The sequence below is a fragment of the Kineothrix sp. IPX-CK genome, from assembly GCF_039134705.1.
GTDB lineage: Bacteria > Bacillota > Clostridia > Lachnospirales > Lachnospiraceae > Kineothrix > Kineothrix sedimenti.
In genome coordinates this window covers 2,329,344-2,348,161 of sequence record NZ_CP146256.1, presented here as the reverse complement: position 1 = coordinate 2,348,161, position 18,818 = coordinate 2,329,344, and the positions used below count along the sequence as shown (strand labels likewise).

Here is an 18,818-nt window from a genome sequence, read left to right as displayed (position 1 = left end):
CTCAATTATTCTGCCGAAACAATATAGTAGTAAATGGGCTGTCCGCCGTACTGCAGTTCTATATCACATTTCGGATAACGGGCTTCTACCCTCGCCTTCAACGCTTCCGCAGTCTCTTCAGAAATCTCTTTTCCATAATAGATGCTGATGAGCTCCTTGTCGTCCTCCATCATATCCTCTATCATCCGGAAGGTGATTTCTATCATATCGGTGCCATTGGATAAAATACCGCCGTCTCCAATTCCCATGTAATCACCGGCTTTGATTTCCTTATCGTCGATAACCGTATCGCGAACCGCATAAGTTACCTGACCGGTACTGACCGCTTTAATCTCTTCGTTCATCGTCTCCGTATTCTCTTCGATGGAAAGATCAGGCACATAATTGATTACAGCCGTAATTCCCTGAGGTACGGTCTTGGTGGGAATTACCACGATGTTTTTGCCCTCCGCCATATGTGTTGCCTGCTCTGCAGCCAAAATGATGTTTTTATTATTGGGCAGGATGAAAATAGTATCTGCATTCACTTTATCGATTGCATTAAGCATATCCTCGGTGCTGGGGTTCATCGTCTGCCCCCCTTCGATGATATAATCCACTCCTAATCCGGTAAAAATCTCGTTAATTCCTTCGCCTACGGAAACCGCAATAAATCCGACTTCTTTTCTTGGCATATCGGAAGATGAGAGTTCCTGATTCTTTTCAGACATCTGGAACAGCTTCTCCTGATGCTCCAATCTCATATTGTCTATTTTCAAATTGGACAGAGCGCCATACTTCAAAGCCTTTTGAATCGCAAGTCCCGGATCATTGGTATGTACATGCACCTTTACCACATCGTCATCCGCAACTACTACAATGGAATCTCCGATGGATTCTAAATATTCCTTAAAGTCCATCTCCTGCTTGATGTTAAAATTCCTGCTGAGCATAATAATGAATTCCGTACAGTAACCAAACTTAATTTCGGCCTGAACCTGGGCCTCCATATTCGTCGTCACTACATAGGAAGCAGCCGGCTTAGCGTCCGGTATCGTAAGGTCTAATTCTTTACCGAGGAAAGCGTCATAAGCTCCCTTTAACACTTGCATAAGACCCTGACCACCAGAGTCAACAACTCCTGCCTGCTTTAATACCGGAAGCATATCCGGGGTCTTGTCAAGGACCTCATCCGCATAACGGATTATTTCGCCGAAATAAATCTCCAAATCCTCTTCGCCGTTATCCACAAGCTCTCTCGCTTTCTGCGCGCCTCCCTTGGCAACGGTAAGAATCGTACCCTCTTTGGGCTTCATAACTGCTTTATACGCGGTCTCCACCGCCTTATCAAAGGCATCGGCAAGGATAGCTGCATCCAGCTCATCGTATTCCCTTACAACCTTTGTAAATCCACGAAACAACTGTGAAAGAATAACTCCGGAATTACCTCTCGCTCCTCTCAGGGAGCCTGAAGAAATCGCCTTGCAAAGCGAAGACATATCAGGATTTTCCATAAGTGAAACTTCTTTTGCCGCAGACATAATGGTCAATGTCATGTTCGTACCCGTATCGCCATCCGGCACCGGGAATACGTTCAATTCATTGATCCATTCCTTTTTTGCCTCCAAATTTTTTGCACCAGCCAAGAACATCTTAGAAAGCATCTTAGCGTTGATTGTATTAGCCACAACAAAATCCTCCTTAATCAATCACTCTTACACCTTCTACAAAGATGTTGATTTTCTCAATTTCAATACCTGTAAATTCTTCCACTTTGTATTTCACGTTACTGAGCAGATTATCAGAAACAGCTAAGATGCTCACCCCATAAGAGACGATTACGTGAAAATCGAGTATCAGCTTGTTATTATCGAGCGCTACTTTAATGCCTCTCGTCATACTATCCATTTTTAAAAGTTTTACAAGACCATCTTTCATATTAACACTGGCCATTCCGACTATGCCGAAGCATTCCATGGCCACCGAACCGGCGTACTGTGCAATTACTTCATTATCAATAGAAATATTTCCCATATGGGTATCCATAGAAGAAGCTTTCATAACATACCTCCTTATTCTTTAATCATAGACATATATATTGTATTATAACCGCTCTTTATCAAAAAAGAAACTACTAATAATAAAAAAATTAGGACATTGAAAATTTGGGCTTGCATTCCCTATTATTTTCTGATATTATACAAATGTTGTGAGTATAAATTCGAGGAGGTGCAAGACGATGGCTAAATGTGATATCTGCAGTAAAGGCGCTCATTTTGGTAATAATGTAAGCCATTCTAATAGAAAAACTAACAGAATCTGGAATTCTAATGTGAAGAATGTAAAATGCAAAGTGAATGGTGCAGCCAAAAAATTACATGTTTGTACGAGCTGCTTAAAGTCCGGAAGAGTTGAAAGAGCTTAAATTTATCGGATTATCTTAATGAAAACGTATCGAAAAAACAGCCTGATCGGCTGTTTTTTTAGTGTAATAGGAATACCGTCCACTGCACAACTCTTATTATATTCTATGCTTGCTTTCCTACATCATACGCCCTTCGCAGCTCTTCGTATTCCCGATTAATAATCTGTACCATTTCGTGGTCTCCTGCCACATTATCAGGATGAAACATCTTGATCAAGTCCTTGTACCTCTTTTTTAATGCGAGACGGCTGTTCACACCCTTAAAGAGCATTCCAGCCAAATCTGAGCGCCCAAAAAATGACGGCCCGTCCTCATACACTTCCTTCTTCGCTTCAAACTTGTCCTTCTCCTTTTGGAATTTATGCCGATCCTCTTCCAGCTGTTCGAACCCTCTTTGAAGAATCTTCATCTTCTGATCGAAAAAAGCGTTTTCCTGCTGCAACCGTTTTTGATCTATTTCCATGGAATGGCTGAGCGTGCGCATCTCATCTTGAAACTGCTTCTTCTCTCCCTCGAACCTATCCTGAAGATCTGATATTTCCCTTTTTAAATTCTCCATTCGCACATGTTCTTTGAAAAGCCAGACTTTTAATTCGTTAAGTTCATCGCCGGAACCATTTTTCAGTATCTCCTCCAAATCGAAGAAAGACTCCCTTTCCTCCTGCAAACTCATCCTGCTACCCTCATCCTGCCGCTTTATAAAGCCATACTAATAACTACACCTTTTCCTGTTAGTCGCAATAATAAAAATTATAACCAACTAACAAAAGCAGTGCGCAAATAATCAAACCGAGAAACCTGCTGGTAAAAAAAAGCATAAGTAACATGCCTACCGCAATCCAAAAAGCGATAAAACCAATCATCTTTTTCATGCAACCATCTCCGCTTATGCCTTTTAATATATCTTATGCAATTTCCCCATAATAGATACCATTACTCCGTTCCCTCGGGAAACGCAATATCTACCGCAGTATCGTCTGCAATCATCTCTTCCTTATCGGAAGAAGAAGTGAACTTATCTACGATATCGGGTATCATGTCAAGAATCTTCGTAACCGTATCCTGATTCTTTATATTGACCAGTTTGGTGGTACCATTCTTGATAACTAATACCGCGCTGGGCGTCATCTTACCGGTAAAGCCTCCTGCTCCTCCGTTTTTATTATCCTTGGAGCTGGCTCCTGCCCCTACACCGAAGGTGACGTCTACAAGGGGAAGGATGATAGTATCTCCAACCTGCGTTGCCTCTCCCACTACTGTCTTCGTCGAAAGCACGGAATCAATGCCCTTCATCAAAGATTCTATTACTCCGGAAAAATTATTATCTGCCATTTAAGAGTCCTCCCTTTTTAATAAATTCAGCAATTGCCTGATATTCTTATCCCGATACAGCCGAAAGGCTGCGATAAGAAGCGTGAAAGCGGTAACCCTGCCCCTTATATCCAAGCTGCCTTCTAGTATCATATTTTCAAAATCCGCCTGTACAATAACATTATTCCCGATGAAGGGATATAACATTCCGTAAATAGCGAGTATCTGTCCCGTACTTGCCGGATCACCGGTGCCTACCGTCAGGTGGACGTCACACTTCCTCGGCCGGACGTTTCTGATAATACGAAAAAGTTGTTTTTTCGAAATTCCAAAGGCTTCCTTAAAAACTTCTCCCTGCAAAAGCTCCGTATAATATCCTATGTTCTCAATAATCTTTTTTATTTTATCACACATAGCTGCTATTGTGTACTCAATATTTCTTATTATTTCCAAAAATTTCTGAAAGAAATCTATTAATTTTCGAAAAAAAGCTATTACCTTAAAATAAAATGCTCTCAGTTTTTTTAAGAGCCCGCTCTCTTCTCCGCATTCTACATTGTCCCCGATGCTGGCATCTGTTTTATCCTTATCTTCGAATACGGTATCTTTTATCACAGAATCATTTCCGATCGTATTATTTCCAGCAGCTTCCTCCGGCTCTTTCTTCTCCGCTGAAGGACCGGGCGGCAGTTCTTCCGTAACCGCTTGGGGTTCTGCCTGCTCTGCCTGCACTTTCTGCTTTTCTTTCTTTGCTTTAGGCTTCTTTTCAATTTTTTCTTTCTTCTCTTTCTTCGGTCTGGAGGAATCGAAAAGAGTGAAAAAGAATATCCGTATCCTAACTCTCACCGCCTTTGAGTAGGTCATAAGAGCGTTTAGGATGTGAAAAAGCCACGTTACTTTGATCCTCACACGAAGAGGCTCGTCCTCTCCCAGCTTTCCGTCTGCTTGAATACGATATCTGACCGGAACAAACAACGCCAGACAGATCATTAGAAGCAAGACGCCCAAGAGGATTGCCAGAGTCACTCCTATTATTTTCAGTATCAGTAATACGATATGCAGCATATATACCTCGCAATCACGTTTCTAAGGAAATAAGAACTTTTTAATATCAGGGCTTCCGCTGGCCTGCAGCGCCTCTTGAACAATTTTTACCACAATGTCCACGGCTTCCTCATAGCCGCTACTGATGCCTATAATATAAGGAGGATGCTTTCCGTAATATTTCTGACGCAAAAAACCGCTGTGATATATCTCCAACTGGTCTCTTCCTTTCGAAAGGACAATCACATATATCGTCGGCTGTACGGAACCAAGGCGCAGCTTCCACTTCACTTTATTCGGATTTTTTATAGTATCACCTACATAGAGATTTTTATAAAATTTCATTCATACACCTATCCGTCCTCTTTTTTGCATACCATCGTTACTATTCAGCGGCCGCCTGAATAGTAATATTATAGCATACTTCACTCAAAAAAACATTGACATTCTTTAGCCATAAATTATACTGAAATTACAAGGTTACTGTTCATACAGCAGCTTAACAGCAAGTGTTAAGCTGCGTAAGGACGTGATTCAGGAGATGATTTCTGCTTCGCGAAGCGAATTCAAATGCAAAAAGTTTGCATTGCAGAACATCATGTGTTGCTGTGAACGGAGTGAACAGTAACATTACAAGAAAACATGTTACCCACCAACAGGAGGGATCCGCTTATGATTAATATTGCCAGCATTGCCCTAAAATCCGGAATGGAAATCGGTGAAGATGTTTTTAATTACAAAAATGAGCTTCTTGTGCCTGCCGGTACGATTATTGAGGACAACCATATCAAGAAGATCGTCCGCCACTGCGTGATGAGCGTCGTCGTGAAAGAAGCTATCGACTACGCAACTACACGTTTTGAAAAGGTGCGATTGAGCGAAGGTTTCAAGAAATTCGATGCCGTTTACAGCGAATACCTTCTTTATTACAAAGAACTTATGGTAGACTTCGTTACAAAGGGCATTCCCTTTCAAATCGACCACCTCATGGACATTTATCGTGCAATTATCCCTTATGCTCAAAGCGGCGAACTTTTATTGGACTACCTTTATCATCAGCTTCCCAGCGAAGACAACATGACTCACGCTCATTGCCTGAATTCCGCTTTAATTGCCGGTGTATTCGCGAAATGGCTCAATCTTTCGCAGGAGGATACTGATATCCTGATTAAATGCGGATTTTTCTATGATATTGGTAAATTAAAGCTTCCCGATGAATTGATATGGAAGTCGGAAAAGCTTACAGACCTCGAGTTCGCTCAAATAAAGACGCACACCCTGGCGGGTTTCGATTTGCTCAAGGATCTCGATTTGAATCCTCATATCATCAATGCTACACTCATGCACCACGAGCGCTGTGACGGTTCCGGCTATCCCTCCGGACTCAGATGTGATAAAATAGACCGTTTTGCAAAATACATAGCGATTATCGATACCTATGAAGCTATGACTTCTTCCAGAATGTACCGCCAGTCCTACCATCCGTTCCAAATCATCGCCGGTTTCGAAAAGGCGGGATTCATCATCTATGAAGAAGCTATATTGCGCCCGATTCTGTCTCATATCGCTGCATATCAGGTGGGGAATGACGTACGTCTGAGCGACGGTCGCGTGGCGGAGGTCGTCTTAATCAACCAAAGGTGTTTATCCAGACCGCTTCTCCGCTCGCCGGAAGGACTCATCGATTTATCGACGGAACCACAGTTACAGATAGAAGCTATTTATTAGGCTACGGCTCCGTACACAGACGAAACCGTAACAAGTTATGTCCGGTTACAAAGCGACTCTCAGGCGCCAAAATATGCGTCGAATATTCTCTTTGCTATAGGAACCGCATAATCGCCGCCGGAACCTGCTCCTTCTATAATGATAGTTACACAGATCTCCGGCTCTTCCACCGGTGCGAAGCCAGTAAACCACGCATGAGAATCTTCTTTTACATTGTTATATTCTGCGGAGCCGGTCTTCCCCGCCGCGGTGTAGGACAAGCCCTTTAGCCTGCTGGCAGTTCCTTCCTCCACTACTCCAGTCATCAATCCGGTCAGAATATCAGATTCTTCTTCAGTCATCAGTCTGCGATAGGAAGACGGTGCAAACTGTTTGATTACCGTTTTTGCACTGTTCTCCACTCGATCGATCATATAGGGCTGCATCACTATACCACCATCTGCAATGGCACTGGTAATCATATTTAGATGAATAGGCGTCATGCCGGTGGTTCCCTGACCGATTGCGGTCTGCATCATGTCTGCGTTAGTGGAGTCTTCATTTACCGTTATTCTGCTTTTGCTGTAATTCATCTTCAGAGGAAGTTCATCGTTAAACATCAAATTCTCTAACGTATCGTCGAATTGGCTCTTATCTAATTTAAGCCCTATATTGGCGAAGGAGGAGTTGCATGATTTTGCGAAAGACAATGCAAAGTCTTCGTTTCCATGGCTTTGTCCATGGTAACAATTGATTCTGTCGGTCCCGTCTGAGAAGCTTCCGGTACAATTAAATGTATAGTTTTTATAGGAATCGGGATTCTCTCTTATATATTCCAGCGCCGTAACGATCTTAAAGGTTGAGCCGGGCGGATACAAACCTTGTGTCGTGCGGTTAAGCAGAATGCTGTTATCCTCATCCACCACCAAATCGTCCCAAATGGCATCTATTTGATTCGGATCGAAATCAGGCTTGGAAACCATGGCAAGAATCTTTCCCGTGGAGGGCTGAGTCACAATGATTGCGCCTCTGTATACTCCGAGCGCATTATATGCCACCTCCTGAAGGTTTACATCCAGCGTGGTATATATATCGTCTCCCGGATATTTTTCGCCTGATACATCGTAGGCCACCTTGTCCGACAAAGGGGCATTGGAATTGATCAAATAATAATTGCCTAAGGCTTCCACACCGGCTCTGCCGTTGGTGGAATAGCCCACCGCGTGGGAAAACAGATTCGCATAAGGGTACTGTCTCGTCTCTTCCCCGTCACTGTCTGTTGCCGTCTCTGCCAACACATCGCCATCCTTGGAATATATGGTCCCCCTGATGTTTTTTGCTATGAGCATTTTCTGCCTGCTGTTATAGCTGTTGTTAATCAGCTCCTGTTTATTAGTTATGGAGTAAAAGCAGATGTATCCCATCATTCCCACAAAAGCACCCACAAATAAAAAGGTCACTATCGCAATCTGAATATTTATTTTTTTTCTGTTATTATCTGCCTTATTCTTCATCGCTCTCATCAAAATCCTCAATGTAAGTTATTTCTCTTTGTTTCTGATTTTTCAGCTTCTTCAACTTCCTTTTTTCTGCCCGAAGCATTTCTTTTTCCTCGTCCTTGCGAATCATACAAAGCCCTTCGATAATGGCGAACATGATGAGTGTCGTAAGGACGGAGCTTCCCCCGTAGCTGATGAGCGGTAAGGTCACTCCGGTAAGAGGAATGAATTTGCTGCCGCCGCCAATGGTGAGGAATACCTGAAATATATAGGTTACTCCTAAACCAAAGGCTATGAGCTGATAAAAGCGATCGTTCAGCTTCATGGAGATATTCATGAACATGATGAAGCAGCTGATACATACGAGAATCATGCACATGGAAAATATGATTCCAAGCTCTTCCGCAATCGCTGAAAATATAAAGTCCGCCTCTACGAACGGAATGGATTCCGGCGTCCCCTGAAAAAGGCCCAAGCCAAACCATCCTCCGCTGCTTATGGCAAACAGCGACTGGGTAATCTGATATCCTGCCGAGTCAATTTGACTCCACGGGTCACTCCATGCCTGAACCCTTACCTGAACATGAGCAAACACCCTATAGGCGATGATTGCCGCACCGGATCCTCCCGCTGCTCCGGCAATCAGATATAGGGGATTCTTCGTGGCTATAAACACCATAAAAATATATACGATAAAAAAGATCAAAGCGCTGCCAAGGTCTTTGGAAATGACCAATATGACCACATGTATTCCCGCTACCACAGCCGTAGTGAAAACTTCGAAAAACGAAGTGGATTGATACAGTGCGCTGGCCACAAAAAATACGAAGATTATTTTGACGAATTCCGAGGGCTGAAAGGTCACTCCTCCAATGGAATAAGATATCTTCGAACCATAGGTCGCCGTTCCCAGAATGAGCACTATTGCCAAAGCCCCGGCTCCCACCAGTGCATAAACCCATGTCAGACTCTTTAAAAATTTAAGTCTGTGTACAAAAAAAGGAATCACCATGGTTATGGCGATGGAAAATGCCACGATGACGAATTGTTTCACGGCTTTTTCATAAGAAATCCTCGTAAGGACTACAAAGCCGATGCTCAAAAGCATACACATATTGTTTACAATCAATCGATTTGCCCGCGGATATATTACATGGAAGAGCACCACTGTTGCGAACAGAACAATTTGCTGGAACGCATAAAAAAACAGATAGCTCATCTCTCCCGTTTCAAAACAAATCACCATAAAACAAGAAAAATGTATCAAAAGCATTAAAATATTCTGCCTTGTGTAAATACCGCTTCTATCCTCTTCGTCCCGGTATCTGAATACCGCGAAACATTCGCAGGCATACAATACCATAAATAAGGTTATAACATATTTCGATAGTTCCGTAATATATAATTCCATAATTCACCCGTACACTTTTTAAGCGTAAATTTATTCTACTCCCCTATTTAAATGCGCGTTTGTATATTCTGCGAATGGAGGCTTTGCTTCGTCTTTCCCGGTATTTTTTATCCTGTTCTCATAGAAGGATATGATATCCTGTACATCCTTCCCCTTTTCCATAGTAAAATCCAGACGAAATGTTGAGACCCCCAGCTTCATCATTTTATAAAGGCTCTGATGCAGCGACAAAGGAACCGAATTATAAATAATATTATAGCAATGTCTGCAATTCAAATATACCGGGAACCTTTTTCGGTACCGATCCGTCAAAAAGGGGGTTCCGCTTATACTTTCTGCTTCCTTGTTTTCCTTCGTTTTCCTGCAAAATCCCATGGTCTTGGAAATGCAGTTGGCAGTTACCATCATTGGTATTCTTCCGTAGGCGATTTGAGACAGAGCATTGCTGCCCACAGCTTCCATCAGTCTGGCAATTTCCTTGAAATTAAGCTCGTGGGGAAGATACCTTTCCACACACTCATCCTTATAAGCCTCATAGGCTTCCTTGTTCCAAATATAGAGATTGGAATCAGTGACAATGTCCTTACTATAGGAAAATTTCTTGAGCCATTGCAGTTCTTCCTGGTTGCGGATCAATACTCCGGAAAACAACTCGCCCTCCAGCAGCGCCTTCATTTTGTCCAAAAATATTTTATCATAATCTCTTATGATATGGGGCATTGCAAGGTAAAAATTTATATCCTTTTTATTATTTCTTAAGGTGGTCTCTATGGCACCGGATGTTTCCAACAAATCAGAGGAAATATAGATTCTTGAAATATTGCTTTTTAGCGCTATGCCAAGCTGTTCCTCGGTCTGTATGGATGCATGCAGCGTTATTTTATTTATCGGGCTGATGGTTGCCGGCTTTCCTGTATTTGAACTCGCCCCTGCTGTTTCTTTGCGCCCCGGATAGGCCAGGCCATTGTTCGCGATTATTTTTTCCGCCAGAGCATCACACGCTATGCGGCGCAGATCGTTCAGTGCCTTTACGGGAATGAAAATATCGGATTCCATATCAATTTCAATACTATCTAAATTAAATGCCGTATTTCCGCTTTTTGAAAGCTGTTTGCGAATGCTTTCCTCATTCATTGGCTGCTTCAAGGCTTCTTCCACAATATTTCCATATACGGCAGCTGTTATATTTTTATAAACAAGGGCAAAATAGGCCGGACTGTTTTTATATAGTCTCGTTTTTCCCGTCACAGCCAAACGATGGTCACCTTGCAGATATTCCTCTCTGATTCTTTGGGACAGGATCTCGTCCCGTCCGCCGTAGCTTGGATTATCCAGCGTTATCATATCGCTGCCATTATGCTTATGATAATATCCTTCACTTATTTCGCTTCGGATATACAAGGAGCGAAGCTCCTCCATGTCCTCTTTTTTAACGAGATATCCTGCGCCCCCGTCATCATAATATTTATCTATATACTTCCGGTAAAGAGCGGTCACCCCCGAAACATACTCGGGGCTTTTCATCCTTCCTTCGATTTTAAAGGAATCAATTCCGGCTTCGATCAGCTCGGGAATCAGTTCTATTGTACACATATCCTTTAGGCTGAGGGGATAGTTTTCCTTCTTGCCTTCCACCGAATAAGGAAGACGGCACGGCTGTGCACACCTTCCTCTGTTGCCGCTTCTGCCTCCGATGATGCTGCTGAACAAGCATTGCCCGGAATAACAATAGCAGACAGCGCCATGAACGAAGGCCTCTATTTCAATATCCACTTCACTTTTTATATTTCTGATTTCCGCAAGAGAAAGCTCTCTGGCCGGTACGATGCGCGTAGCTCCTAAGCCTTTTACATACGCCGCTCCATAAGAGCCCGTCACGGTCATCTGTGTACTGATATGGCGCTCCAATCCGGGAAACCATTTTCCGACTGCGCAAAACACTCCCATATCCTGAATGATGACACCGTCCAGCCCCGCTTGGTAGAAGGGCTGCAAATAATCGTAAATCTCCGCAAATTCGCTTTCCTTTACAAGAGTATTCAGCGTTAAATATATTTTTCTTCCATATATGTGAGCATGCTTTACAGCGTTTATAATTTCTTCTTCCGAAAAGTTGTCCGCATATGCCCGTGCTCCAAATTTGTTTCCACCCAGATAAACGGCATCTGCCCCGGCATGCACTGCACCCAGAAAGCATTCATAATTTCCCGCAGGTGCAAGAAGTTCTACTTTTTTCATCTTTATAACAATGCTCCCTTCAAAGCCTGGAGACTTAGTGCGGGTGTGCCTGCACACCTTAAGCACAAATCTCCGGTTGAAAGAATATTATTCTTTCAACCTCTTACCTTCGATTAGAAAAAGCTGCCTTTTCCTAAGACAGCCCACTTTCTATAATTCCTTTATATTACTTTTTCGCATCCTTCAGTTCCATTTCCATGCGAATCATTTTCTTCGCGTTTTCATTTATCTCCGTCTGTAGACTTTTTACACTTTTCTCCGTATTTTCCAGCTTAATCTGGGAAGTAATCAACTCATGTTTCAAATCGTACAATTCCTTTTCTTTGCTCTGGATATCTTCTTCTAAAAGGCTTATCTGTTTCTTTGCCTTAAAATAATCGTCGGCAATGTTAAGCTGCAGCAGGACGTTCTGGGTGTCCAGAGGCTGCCTTCTAAAGCTGTCGACTTTGCCGTACTCCGTCATCTTATTGTTAATATAAGACGCGACTCTCTGTAGATACTCTTCGCTTTCGTAACCGCTCAAAGTGAATACTTTACCGCCAATGATAACTTCCGTATCTGTCTTCGCCGACATTCCCTCACCCCTTAACACAAAATATGCCCTAATACATTCATAATTTACACAATATTTATTATATAGATATTAAGAGGGAATTTCAAGTCCTAAATGATGATATGCCAAATCTGTAGCTGTTCTTCCTTTCGGTGTACGGTTTAAAAACCCGTTTTTCAAAAGGTAAGGCTCATATACATCCTCCAGGGTGCCCGCATCCTCACCGATGGATGCCGCCAGTGTGTCCAGTCCCACCGGCCCCCCCTTGAACTTATCGATTATAGTAATCAATATGTTCCTGTCTATATAATCCAGTCCCATTCTGTCCACGTCCATAAGATCCAAAGCTGTCTTAGCCACTTCTTCCGTGATGATTCCGTCGTACTTTATCTGTGCATAATCTCTTACCCGCTTAAGCATCCGGTTAGCCAGCCGCGGCGTTCCCCTGCTCCTCCTCGCCAGCTCCTCCGCTCCCTGTTCTTCGATCGCCACCTTCAAAACCCGGGCGGAATGCAGGATAATAACCTTAAGTTCATCCACGGAGTAGAATTCCAACCGGTGAATTACGCCGAAACGGTCTCTCAGGGGAGCTGTCAATAGTCCCGCTCTTGTAGTCGCTCCCACCAGAGTGAACTTTGGAAGCTCCAAACGGATAGACCGTGCCGCGGCGCCCTTTCCTATTATAATATCTATGGCGTAATCTTCCATCGCAGGGTAGAGAACTTCCTCCACCTGTCTGTTCAGACGGTGGATCTCATCCACAAACAATAAATCACCCGGCTGTAAATTATTTAGAATTGCAGCCATTTCTCCTGGCTTCTCGATGGCAGGACCGCTGGTAACCTTCATATTCACGCCCATCTCCGATGCTATGATGCCGGCCAGGGTAGTCTTTCCAAGACCAGGAGGCCCATAGAACAATACGTGATCCAGGGAATCGTTTCTAAGCTTGGCTGCGTCTATATATACCTTCAGATTTTCTTTCACCTTTGTCTGTCCGATATAATCTGCAAGGCACTGGGGTCTGAGAGAGCCTTCGATCTTAATGTCTTCTTCCGTCAGGTTTGTTTCTATCATTCTTCTTGCCATTTATATAACCATTTTCCTTTCAAAGTAAGAGCCTAAACGGTAATTTCTCCGGCACGAATGCCCGGTGACTCCTGCTTCAATACATCTTCTTAAGCGCCTGCTTCAAGATATCCTCGGTATCCATATCCTCCATAACTGTAACCTGCTTTACAGCCTTCAACGCCTCGGAGGCAGAGTAACCCAATGCAGTAAGCGCTTCAATCGCTTCGTTTTTAATGTTTGCATCGCCGGACGATACATCGCCAAGATCGTCGCCCATGCTTTTATTCACAAAGGTATCTTCTATAGAAACCTTATCCCGAAGGTCGAGAATAACCCTCTCGGCTGTCTTCTTTCCAATTCCGGGAGCTTTGGAAATTTCCTTCACATCCCCTGAGATGATAGCAAACCGCAGGCTGTCCGCACTCATTACAGACAAGATTGCAAGGCCGCCCTTAGGGCCGATTCCGTTTACCGTAATCAGCTTCTTAAATATATCCAGATCATCCTTTGTAAGAAAGCCGTACAGAAGAAAAGCATCCTCTCTCACACAGGTATAGGTATATATCTTCACTTCCTCTCCGATTCCCGGCAGCATCCCTGCCGTGCCTGAGGATATTTTAATATTATATCCGATGCTGTTCGCTTCCAAAATAAGATTATCCTCTGTAATATCTGCGATTTCACCCTTTAAATATGCTATCATATCCGCTTCTCCTGTTTTTTGTTTCTTATTTCATATTTATGAAATCAAGTATATCACGACGAACATATGTTTGCAACATTATCCTTCCATAATCTGCAGGGCGCGGATATGCGGATCCTTTATTTTCTCCATAATGTACATCGTATGATTTTCCAAAAAATTGTCCTCACCTACTGTAAGTCCCTGTGAGATAAGTTCCTGAAGCACCAGATTACATATGGCTTCCACGATAATGATTCTTTGATCCTTCGTATTCAGCGCATATAAGTAGTCCTGTGCCCTTGTATTTCCCCAGGCTTCTGCCTGTTCTTCCGTCATGACGAGGAGATTTAGTATATCACCGATTTCGGATAATATGGGAAGTTCCTTCATCCCGCGGTGCATCCATTTATAAAAAGGCGTATATTTCTTATTCAGAAGATATACCATAGAAATCGTACTTTTTGTAAATTCGTCCAGAGAAAGCTGTGCTGCCACATGCTCTCCCCTTTTCATGGCCCTTGCATAGTTATATTGTCCGGCCTGAGCCATAACAGCCGCTCTTGCAGCTATTTTCTTGAGTCTTACATCCTCCGGATAAAATGCCAGCAGTTCATTTCGTATCCGGCTGAATTCCCCCAAGGGATCCATAAACACCTTACCGTTTACCGCACTGCAAAGCCCAGACTCCGGTATCCGCAGCCATTCCATATTGCTTTCGGGAGTATCTTCACAACCAATAAGCCCATAATAAAAATCAGGAATGGAGTGTACCCCCACTCTGCCTTTGCCGTGAGCGCTCACTATTCTTCCTTGCACGCCGCCGAAATCCGCCGGAAGCCTTTCATATTCCCGAGCTACTTTCCCGCCATATTCCTCATAATCTTCTTTGGTCAGCCATATGCAAAAGGATGGGCCGTAATCGTGATCCATGGAAATCTCGTCATCGAAGCCGAGGCATTCTGAACCTTGTCCCACCAATCCAATGGCTGCCCGTTTTGCGACCTCGGGAAATTTTTCTTCTAACATTTTTTTACCATGTACAAGGTAATATTTTTCCGATAACTCTAAACCTTTCATTGCTGCAATCCAATTCTGCTATAAATTTCTTCCACATTCTTTCTATAATATTCAGCTTTTTCCTTGTCCTTCAAGCATTCGCACACTGCAGCGCAATTCTCGCATAGTATGCCATAGCTTTGATTCTCCCCAAAATGCTTTTTTACCTCAGACAGAGCCTTCTCATAGGAGAGCAGGGAATTCTCATAATCTCCTATACGGAAATATGCTTCCCCCACTCCTGCAAGAGCCGCACTGTAATGGGCATCCGTCTGCTCCCCTCCGGTAGCTTCGAATAGTCCCAGCGCTTCTTCCAAAGCTTTTGAAGCCTCTCCCGGCTTATTCATCTTGAAATACAAAAGTGCGAGATTCGTTAAAGTCGTCGCCTGTTCCGCTTCGCTGTTTTCCAAAACACATACGATAGAGAGCGCCTTCTTAGAAAGCTCCGCCGCTTTTTCGTTCTCATTCATCTGCTCTAACAAAATGCTCATATTGTTGTAAAGTCCGGCGAACCGGTAATCGTCTTTTGGAAGCAGTCCCTCGTATATCTGAAGCACCTGCAAGTAATATTTATATGCCGGTCCTAACTCGCCAGCCGCACGATAAGCCGTCGCCGCATTCAGAAGTGTTGTGGCGAAGTGTTCGCTGTTTTCCAGCTGTAATTCTTCTAAAAGTAAAAGGACGTCCTCCGCGATATCGAAGGCTTTTTTGAATTGAGAGACGCTGCGGTAAAAGCCGATCATCTCATTGCCGATTACGATATATGCGGGATAATCTTCTGCTTCCTTGGCTTTTTCCAGTTCCCCCAGCAGATAGGGCTCTACTTTATCTATTTCGTTTCTTTGAAACAGGTTGTCCAGATGTCCCCAAAATTGTTCGGTATTCATTTATGATTTTACTCCTTTTTCATGCATGATCTATTTACAATCGATATTTTAACATACTTTGGGGGATATGGGAAGAAGCCGGAAGTTCAACTCATCCTTGTTGATTTCTCCTATTTGTAGTATAATGCCCTTGTCAAACGACGGTAATGAGACGGTATGCGAATGGCATAATATTTTACTAATATTTTTACTAACATACGAAAGGATAAACATTATGAAAATTATTTTTATCAGACACGGAGATCCGGATTATGCGAACGATATTTTGACACAAAAGGGCTGGCGGGAAGCAAAGCTCCTTGCGAAGAGGGTAAGCAGCTGGAACGTAAAGGATTTTTACTGCTCTCCCCTTGGACGGGCACAGGAGACTGCTTCCTGCAGTTTAAATATCATGAATAGGCAGGCCGTTACTTATGATTGGCTTAGGGAGTTTTATTATCCGATTACCGATCCTACTACCGGAAGACACGGCGTGCCTTGGGATTTCATGCCTTCTTACTGGACGAAGGAGCCGTTGTTCTATGATAAGGACCATTGGCATGAAGCGGATGTTTTGAGGAGCAATAGTGATCTGAAGCCCGCATTCGATGAAGTATGCAGCGGGCTTGACAGTATCCTGGCAAAATACGGTTATGTGAGGGACGGCATGATATACCGCACCGGAATAACGAAGGAGGAGACAGGTGTCTCTTCTCTTACTCCCGATTCAGGAAAGGATGCCGGTACGTCAAAGCTCTTGAAGTCTTACAGCGATGATACTATCGTCATCTTCTGCCATCTGGGCGTTACCTTTGCAATGATGTCATATCTGTTAGGAATCGCGCCTACTTTATTGTGGCAGAATTTCTTCATTGCTCCTGCTTCAGTTACTGTTCTCATTTCGGAAGAAAGGATACCCGGCGAGGCGTATTTCCGTGGCCAGGTGGTAGGGGATACCTCGCATCTGCGGGATGGCAACGAACCGGTTTCACAAGCGGGATATTTTGCAGAGCCGTTTCAGCTATAAAAGTTCTATCTATTGTTAATGTAATTAATCAACCCTTCCGAAGCTATGATCTTCTGCATGAACTCAGGAAAAGCCTGACCTTGGAATGCTGTCCCCTTCGTCAGATTGGTAATAACACCGGTATCGAAGTTCACTTCAACTTCATCTCCAGCCTCAATTCCCTTGGAAGCCTCGGGACACTCGATAATGGGAAGTCCGATATTGATCGCATTGCGGTAAAAGATTCTTGCGAAGGTCTCCGCGATTACGCAGCTTATCCCAGCTGCTTTTATCGCTATCGGAGCATGTTCTCTGGAGGAACCGCAGCCGAAATTTTTGTCCGCCACGATGATATCTCCTTTTTTTATATTCTTAATAAACTCCTTGTCGATATCCTCCATACAGTGTGTTGCAAGCTCGGACGGATCGGAAGAGTTCAGATATCTTGCCGGAATGATAACATCCGTATCCACATTGTCTCCATATTTAAAAACTGTTCCTTTTGCTGATTTCATATATTCCTCCATTCTGCCTTTCGGCAGCTTTTTAATCTTCTATCAATAAACCTTTTACTGCAAACGGCATGGATAGGAAATCTTACCTTCAATCGCGCTGGCTGCCGCCACCGCAGGGCTCGCAAGATAGATTTCCGACTTCACATGTCCCATGCGGCCTACGAAATTACGATTTGTAGTGGAAACACACCTCTCGTCCTCCGCAAGGATTCCCATGTAACCGCCAAGGCAAGGACCGCAGGTAGGGGTACTGACAACTGCTCCCGCCTCAATAAAAGTTTTCAAAAGCCCTTCCTCCATAGCCTGCATATAAATAGCCTGCGTCGCGGGAATGATAATACAGCGCATTCCCTTTTTCACATGTCTTCCCTCGAACACTTCCGCCGCAATGCGCAGATCATCTAATCTACCGTTAGTGCAGGACCCAATGACTACCTGATCGATTGCAATATCCTCTTTAATATCGTCGATAGTCTTTGTGTTTTCGGGAAGATGGGGAAACGCAATGGTAGGTCTTAAGACGCTTAAGTCGATAGTATATTCTTCATCATAAACCGCATCCTCATCCGCTTCATAAATAGTATACGGCTTTTTAGAATGCTCCTTGATATATGCGATTGCAAGATCGTCGACAGGAAAGATTCCATTCTTACCACCCGCTTCGATTGCCATGTTCGCAATTGTAAATCTATCGTCCATAGAAAGATTCGCAATACCCTCTCCTGTAAATTCCATGGACTTATAAAGTGCGCCGTCTACGCCGATCATCCCTATAATATGTAAGATAACATCCTTGCCGCTGACCCACTTGGACATTTTACCAATTACATGGAACCTGATTGCCGATGGAACTTTAAACCACGCTTTTCCGGTAGCCATACCTGCCGCCATATCCGTACTTCCCACACCTGTGGAAAATGCGCCGAGAGCGCCGTAGGTACACGTATGAGAGTCAGCGCCGATAATAACATCTCCGGCAACGGTAAGTCCTTTTTCCGGCAAAAGCGCATGTTCGATGCCCATCTCTCCTACTTCAAAGTAATTCGTAATGTCATTGCGGTATGCGAATTCCCTCACGCACTTACAATGCTCCGCAGATTTAATATCCTTGTTAGGCACGAAGTGGTCCGGCACCAGCGCAATTTTATCCTTATCAAAAACGCCGTTTACTTTCATTTTTTCCATTTCTTTAATTGCAACAGGACTCGTAATGTCGTTGCCGAGCACCAAATCCAAATCAGCCTCTATCAGTTGCCCGGCTTCCACTTTATCGAGTCCAGCATGTGCTGCCAGAATCTTCTGGGTCATCGTCATTCCCATCGTATCATTCCTCCTAAAAATAATCTATTATTGTAATAATTCTACCATGAATATTCTATTTTGAAAAATAGTATATATTCATAGTTTTAATAACTTGTGGTTATACTAATGCAATGTTATAATTACTATTAT

The 18,818-nt window shown here is 43.4% G+C and carries 20 protein-coding genes; 3 read left to right on the top strand and 17 right to left on the bottom strand.

Annotation, left to right across the window (positions count from 1 at the left end):
* Positions 1 to 5: 5 nt before the first annotated feature.
* On the bottom strand, positions 6 to 1,643 hold the full coding sequence (locus V6984_RS11370) for a DAK2 domain-containing protein (RefSeq protein ID WP_342759988.1): 1,638 nt from the start codon (positions 1,641 to 1,643) through the stop codon (positions 6 to 8).
* 37 nt (positions 1,644 to 1,680) lie between these two features.
* Positions 1,681 to 2,040 carry an Asp23/Gls24 family envelope stress response protein gene (locus V6984_RS11365; protein ID WP_342759903.1) on the bottom strand — a complete coding sequence of 120 codons (360 nt, stop codon included), beginning with the start codon at positions 2,038 to 2,040 and terminating at the stop codon, positions 1,681 to 1,683.
* Between the two features lie 178 nt (positions 2,041 to 2,218).
* Between V6984_RS11365 and rpmB the strand changes: the two genes are divergently transcribed.
* Positions 2,219 to 2,404, top strand: coding sequence for a 50S ribosomal protein L28 (gene rpmB / locus V6984_RS11360; protein WP_342759902.1), 186 nt, complete (start codon positions 2,219 to 2,221; stop codon positions 2,402 to 2,404).
* A 103-nt stretch (positions 2,405 to 2,507) separates the two neighbouring features.
* Here the strand turns inward: rpmB and V6984_RS11355 are convergent, their stop codons facing one another.
* The 5 genes from V6984_RS11355 to V6984_RS11335 all read right to left on the bottom strand — a co-directional run bounded on the left by V6984_RS11355 (position 2,508) and on the right by V6984_RS11335 (position 5,104).
* Positions 2,508 to 3,077: a hypothetical protein gene (locus V6984_RS11355; protein ID WP_342759901.1), complete on the bottom strand. Its 570-nt coding sequence runs from the start codon at positions 3,075 to 3,077 to the stop codon at positions 2,508 to 2,510.
* A gap of 58 nt (positions 3,078 to 3,135) precedes the next feature.
* A complete protein-coding gene (locus V6984_RS11350) occupies positions 3,136 to 3,276 on the bottom strand; it encodes a hypothetical protein (RefSeq protein ID WP_342759900.1) in 141 nt (46 codons plus the stop codon).
* Between the two features lie 61 nt (positions 3,277 to 3,337).
* The gene (locus tag V6984_RS11345) at positions 3,338 to 3,736 is read right to left on the bottom strand and encodes a GerW family sporulation protein (RefSeq protein WP_342759899.1); all 399 of its coding nucleotides are present in this window, start codon (positions 3,734 to 3,736) and stop codon (positions 3,338 to 3,340) included.
* Positions 3,737 to 4,780, bottom strand: a complete 1,044-nt coding sequence (locus V6984_RS11340; RefSeq protein WP_342759898.1) for a DUF2953 domain-containing protein — start codon at positions 4,778 to 4,780, stop codon at positions 3,737 to 3,739.
* 21 nt (positions 4,781 to 4,801) lie between these two features.
* Entirely contained in the window at positions 4,802 to 5,104 is a 303-nt protein-coding gene (locus V6984_RS11335; protein ID WP_342759896.1) for a hypothetical protein, read from the bottom strand.
* Between the two features lie 327 nt (positions 5,105 to 5,431).
* Here V6984_RS11335 and V6984_RS11330 point away from each other — a divergent pair, with 327 nt between their 5' ends.
* On the top strand, positions 5,432 to 6,487 hold the full coding sequence (locus V6984_RS11330) for an HD-GYP domain-containing protein (protein WP_342759895.1): 1,056 nt from the start codon (positions 5,432 to 5,434) through the stop codon (positions 6,485 to 6,487).
* A 59-nt stretch (positions 6,488 to 6,546) separates the two neighbouring features.
* On the opposite strand, the gene V6984_RS11325 is transcribed toward V6984_RS11330, so the two are convergent.
* The 8 genes from V6984_RS11325 to V6984_RS11290 all read right to left on the bottom strand — a co-directional run bounded on the left by V6984_RS11325 (position 6,547) and on the right by V6984_RS11290 (position 15,866).
* Positions 6,547 to 7,989: a peptidoglycan D,D-transpeptidase FtsI family protein gene (locus tag V6984_RS11325; protein ID WP_342759894.1), complete on the bottom strand. Its 1,443-nt coding sequence runs from the start codon at positions 7,987 to 7,989 to the stop codon at positions 6,547 to 6,549.
* Positions 7,970 to 9,376: an FtsW/RodA/SpoVE family cell cycle protein gene (locus V6984_RS11320; protein WP_342759893.1), complete on the bottom strand. Its 1,407-nt coding sequence runs from the start codon at positions 9,374 to 9,376 to the stop codon at positions 7,970 to 7,972. Before V6984_RS11320 ends, V6984_RS11325 begins: the two co-directional genes overlap by 20 nt.
* A gap of 30 nt (positions 9,377 to 9,406) precedes the next feature.
* Positions 9,407 to 11,614 (bottom strand): U32 family peptidase, encoded by a 2,208-nt coding sequence (locus tag V6984_RS11315; RefSeq protein ID WP_342759892.1) that lies wholly within the window; start codon positions 11,612 to 11,614, stop codon positions 9,407 to 9,409.
* A gap of 166 nt (positions 11,615 to 11,780) precedes the next feature.
* Positions 11,781 to 12,188: a cell division protein ZapA gene (gene zapA, locus V6984_RS11310; protein WP_342759891.1), complete on the bottom strand. Its 408-nt coding sequence runs from the start codon at positions 12,186 to 12,188 to the stop codon at positions 11,781 to 11,783.
* A 69-nt stretch (positions 12,189 to 12,257) separates the two neighbouring features.
* A complete protein-coding gene (gene ruvB / locus V6984_RS11305) occupies positions 12,258 to 13,256 on the bottom strand; it encodes a Holliday junction branch migration DNA helicase RuvB (RefSeq protein WP_342759890.1) in 999 nt (332 codons plus the stop codon).
* Positions 13,257 to 13,332: 76 nt separating this feature from the next.
* Positions 13,333 to 13,941 carry a Holliday junction branch migration protein RuvA gene (ruvA, locus tag V6984_RS11300; RefSeq protein ID WP_342759889.1) on the bottom strand — a complete coding sequence of 203 codons (609 nt, stop codon included), beginning with the start codon at positions 13,939 to 13,941 and terminating at the stop codon, positions 13,333 to 13,335.
* Positions 13,942 to 14,019: 78 nt separating this feature from the next.
* Positions 14,020 to 15,000 (bottom strand): DUF4037 domain-containing protein, encoded by a 981-nt coding sequence (locus tag V6984_RS11295; RefSeq protein WP_342759888.1) that lies wholly within the window; start codon positions 14,998 to 15,000, stop codon positions 14,020 to 14,022.
* The gene (locus V6984_RS11290) at positions 14,997 to 15,866 is read right to left on the bottom strand and encodes a tetratricopeptide repeat protein (RefSeq protein ID WP_342759886.1); all 870 of its coding nucleotides are present in this window, start codon (positions 15,864 to 15,866) and stop codon (positions 14,997 to 14,999) included. The genes V6984_RS11295 and V6984_RS11290 overlap by 4 nt, the downstream gene beginning before the upstream one ends.
* A 214-nt stretch (positions 15,867 to 16,080) precedes the next feature.
* Here V6984_RS11290 and V6984_RS11285 point away from each other — a divergent pair, with 214 nt between their 5' ends.
* Positions 16,081 to 16,872 carry a histidine phosphatase family protein gene (locus V6984_RS11285; RefSeq protein WP_342759884.1) on the top strand — a complete coding sequence of 264 codons (792 nt, stop codon included), beginning with the start codon at positions 16,081 to 16,083 and terminating at the stop codon, positions 16,870 to 16,872.
* A gap of 5 nt (positions 16,873 to 16,877) precedes the next feature.
* Here V6984_RS11285 and leuD read toward each other — a convergent pair whose 3' ends face one another.
* A complete protein-coding gene (gene leuD, locus V6984_RS11280) occupies positions 16,878 to 17,366 on the bottom strand; it encodes a 3-isopropylmalate dehydratase small subunit (protein WP_342759883.1) in 489 nt (162 codons plus the stop codon).
* 54 nt (positions 17,367 to 17,420) lie between these two features.
* Positions 17,421 to 18,686, bottom strand: a complete 1,266-nt coding sequence (leuC, locus tag V6984_RS11275; RefSeq protein ID WP_342759881.1) for a 3-isopropylmalate dehydratase large subunit — start codon at positions 18,684 to 18,686, stop codon at positions 17,421 to 17,423.
* Between the last annotated feature and the right edge of the window lie 132 nt (positions 18,687 to 18,818).

Bases quoted from the DNA above. Each gene is read 5' to 3' on its own strand.
- V6984_RS11370 (WP_342759988.1), bottom strand. From the start codon at position 1,643: ATGCTTTCTAAGATGTTCTTGGCTGGTGCAAAAAATTTGGAGGCAAAA.
- V6984_RS11365 (WP_342759903.1), bottom strand. From the start codon at position 2,040: ATGAAAGCTTCTTCTATGGATACCCATATGGGAAATATTTCTATTGAT.
- rpmB (WP_342759902.1), top strand. From the start codon at position 2,219: ATGGCTAAATGTGATATCTGCAGTAAAGGCGCTCATTTTGGTAATAAT.
- V6984_RS11355 (WP_342759901.1), bottom strand. From the start codon at position 3,077: ATGAGTTTGCAGGAGGAAAGGGAGTCTTTCTTCGATTTGGAGGAGATA.
- V6984_RS11350 (WP_342759900.1), bottom strand. From the start codon at position 3,276: ATGAAAAAGATGATTGGTTTTATCGCTTTTTGGATTGCGGTAGGCATG.
- V6984_RS11345 (WP_342759899.1), bottom strand. From the start codon at position 3,736: ATGGCAGATAATAATTTTTCCGGAGTAATAGAATCTTTGATGAAGGGC.
- V6984_RS11340 (WP_342759898.1), bottom strand. From the start codon at position 4,780: ATGCTGCATATCGTATTACTGATACTGAAAATAATAGGAGTGACTCTG.
- V6984_RS11335 (WP_342759896.1), bottom strand. From the start codon at position 5,104: ATGAAATTTTATAAAAATCTCTATGTAGGTGATACTATAAAAAATCCG.
- V6984_RS11330 (WP_342759895.1), top strand. From the start codon at position 5,432: ATGATTAATATTGCCAGCATTGCCCTAAAATCCGGAATGGAAATCGGT.
- V6984_RS11325 (WP_342759894.1), bottom strand. From the start codon at position 7,989: ATGAGAGCGATGAAGAATAAGGCAGATAATAACAGAAAAAAAATAAAT.
- V6984_RS11320 (WP_342759893.1), bottom strand. From the start codon at position 9,376: ATGGAATTATATATTACGGAACTATCGAAATATGTTATAACCTTATTT.
- V6984_RS11315 (WP_342759892.1), bottom strand. From the start codon at position 11,614: ATGAAAAAAGTAGAACTTCTTGCACCTGCGGGAAATTATGAATGCTTT.
- zapA (WP_342759891.1), bottom strand. From the start codon at position 12,188: ATGTCGGCGAAGACAGATACGGAAGTTATCATTGGCGGTAAAGTATTC.
- ruvB (WP_342759890.1), bottom strand. From the start codon at position 13,256: ATGGCAAGAAGAATGATAGAAACAAACCTGACGGAAGAAGACATTAAG.
- ruvA (WP_342759889.1), bottom strand. From the start codon at position 13,941: ATGATAGCATATTTAAAGGGTGAAATCGCAGATATTACAGAGGATAAT.
- V6984_RS11295 (WP_342759888.1), bottom strand. From the start codon at position 15,000: ATGAAAGGTTTAGAGTTATCGGAAAAATATTACCTTGTACATGGTAAA.
- V6984_RS11290 (WP_342759886.1), bottom strand. From the start codon at position 15,866: ATGAATACCGAACAATTTTGGGGACATCTGGACAACCTGTTTCAAAGA.
- V6984_RS11285 (WP_342759884.1), top strand. From the start codon at position 16,081: ATGAAAATTATTTTTATCAGACACGGAGATCCGGATTATGCGAACGAT.
- leuD (WP_342759883.1), bottom strand. From the start codon at position 17,366: ATGAAATCAGCAAAAGGAACAGTTTTTAAATATGGAGACAATGTGGAT.
- leuC (WP_342759881.1), bottom strand. From the start codon at position 18,686: ATGGGAATGACGATGACCCAGAAGATTCTGGCAGCACATGCTGGACTC.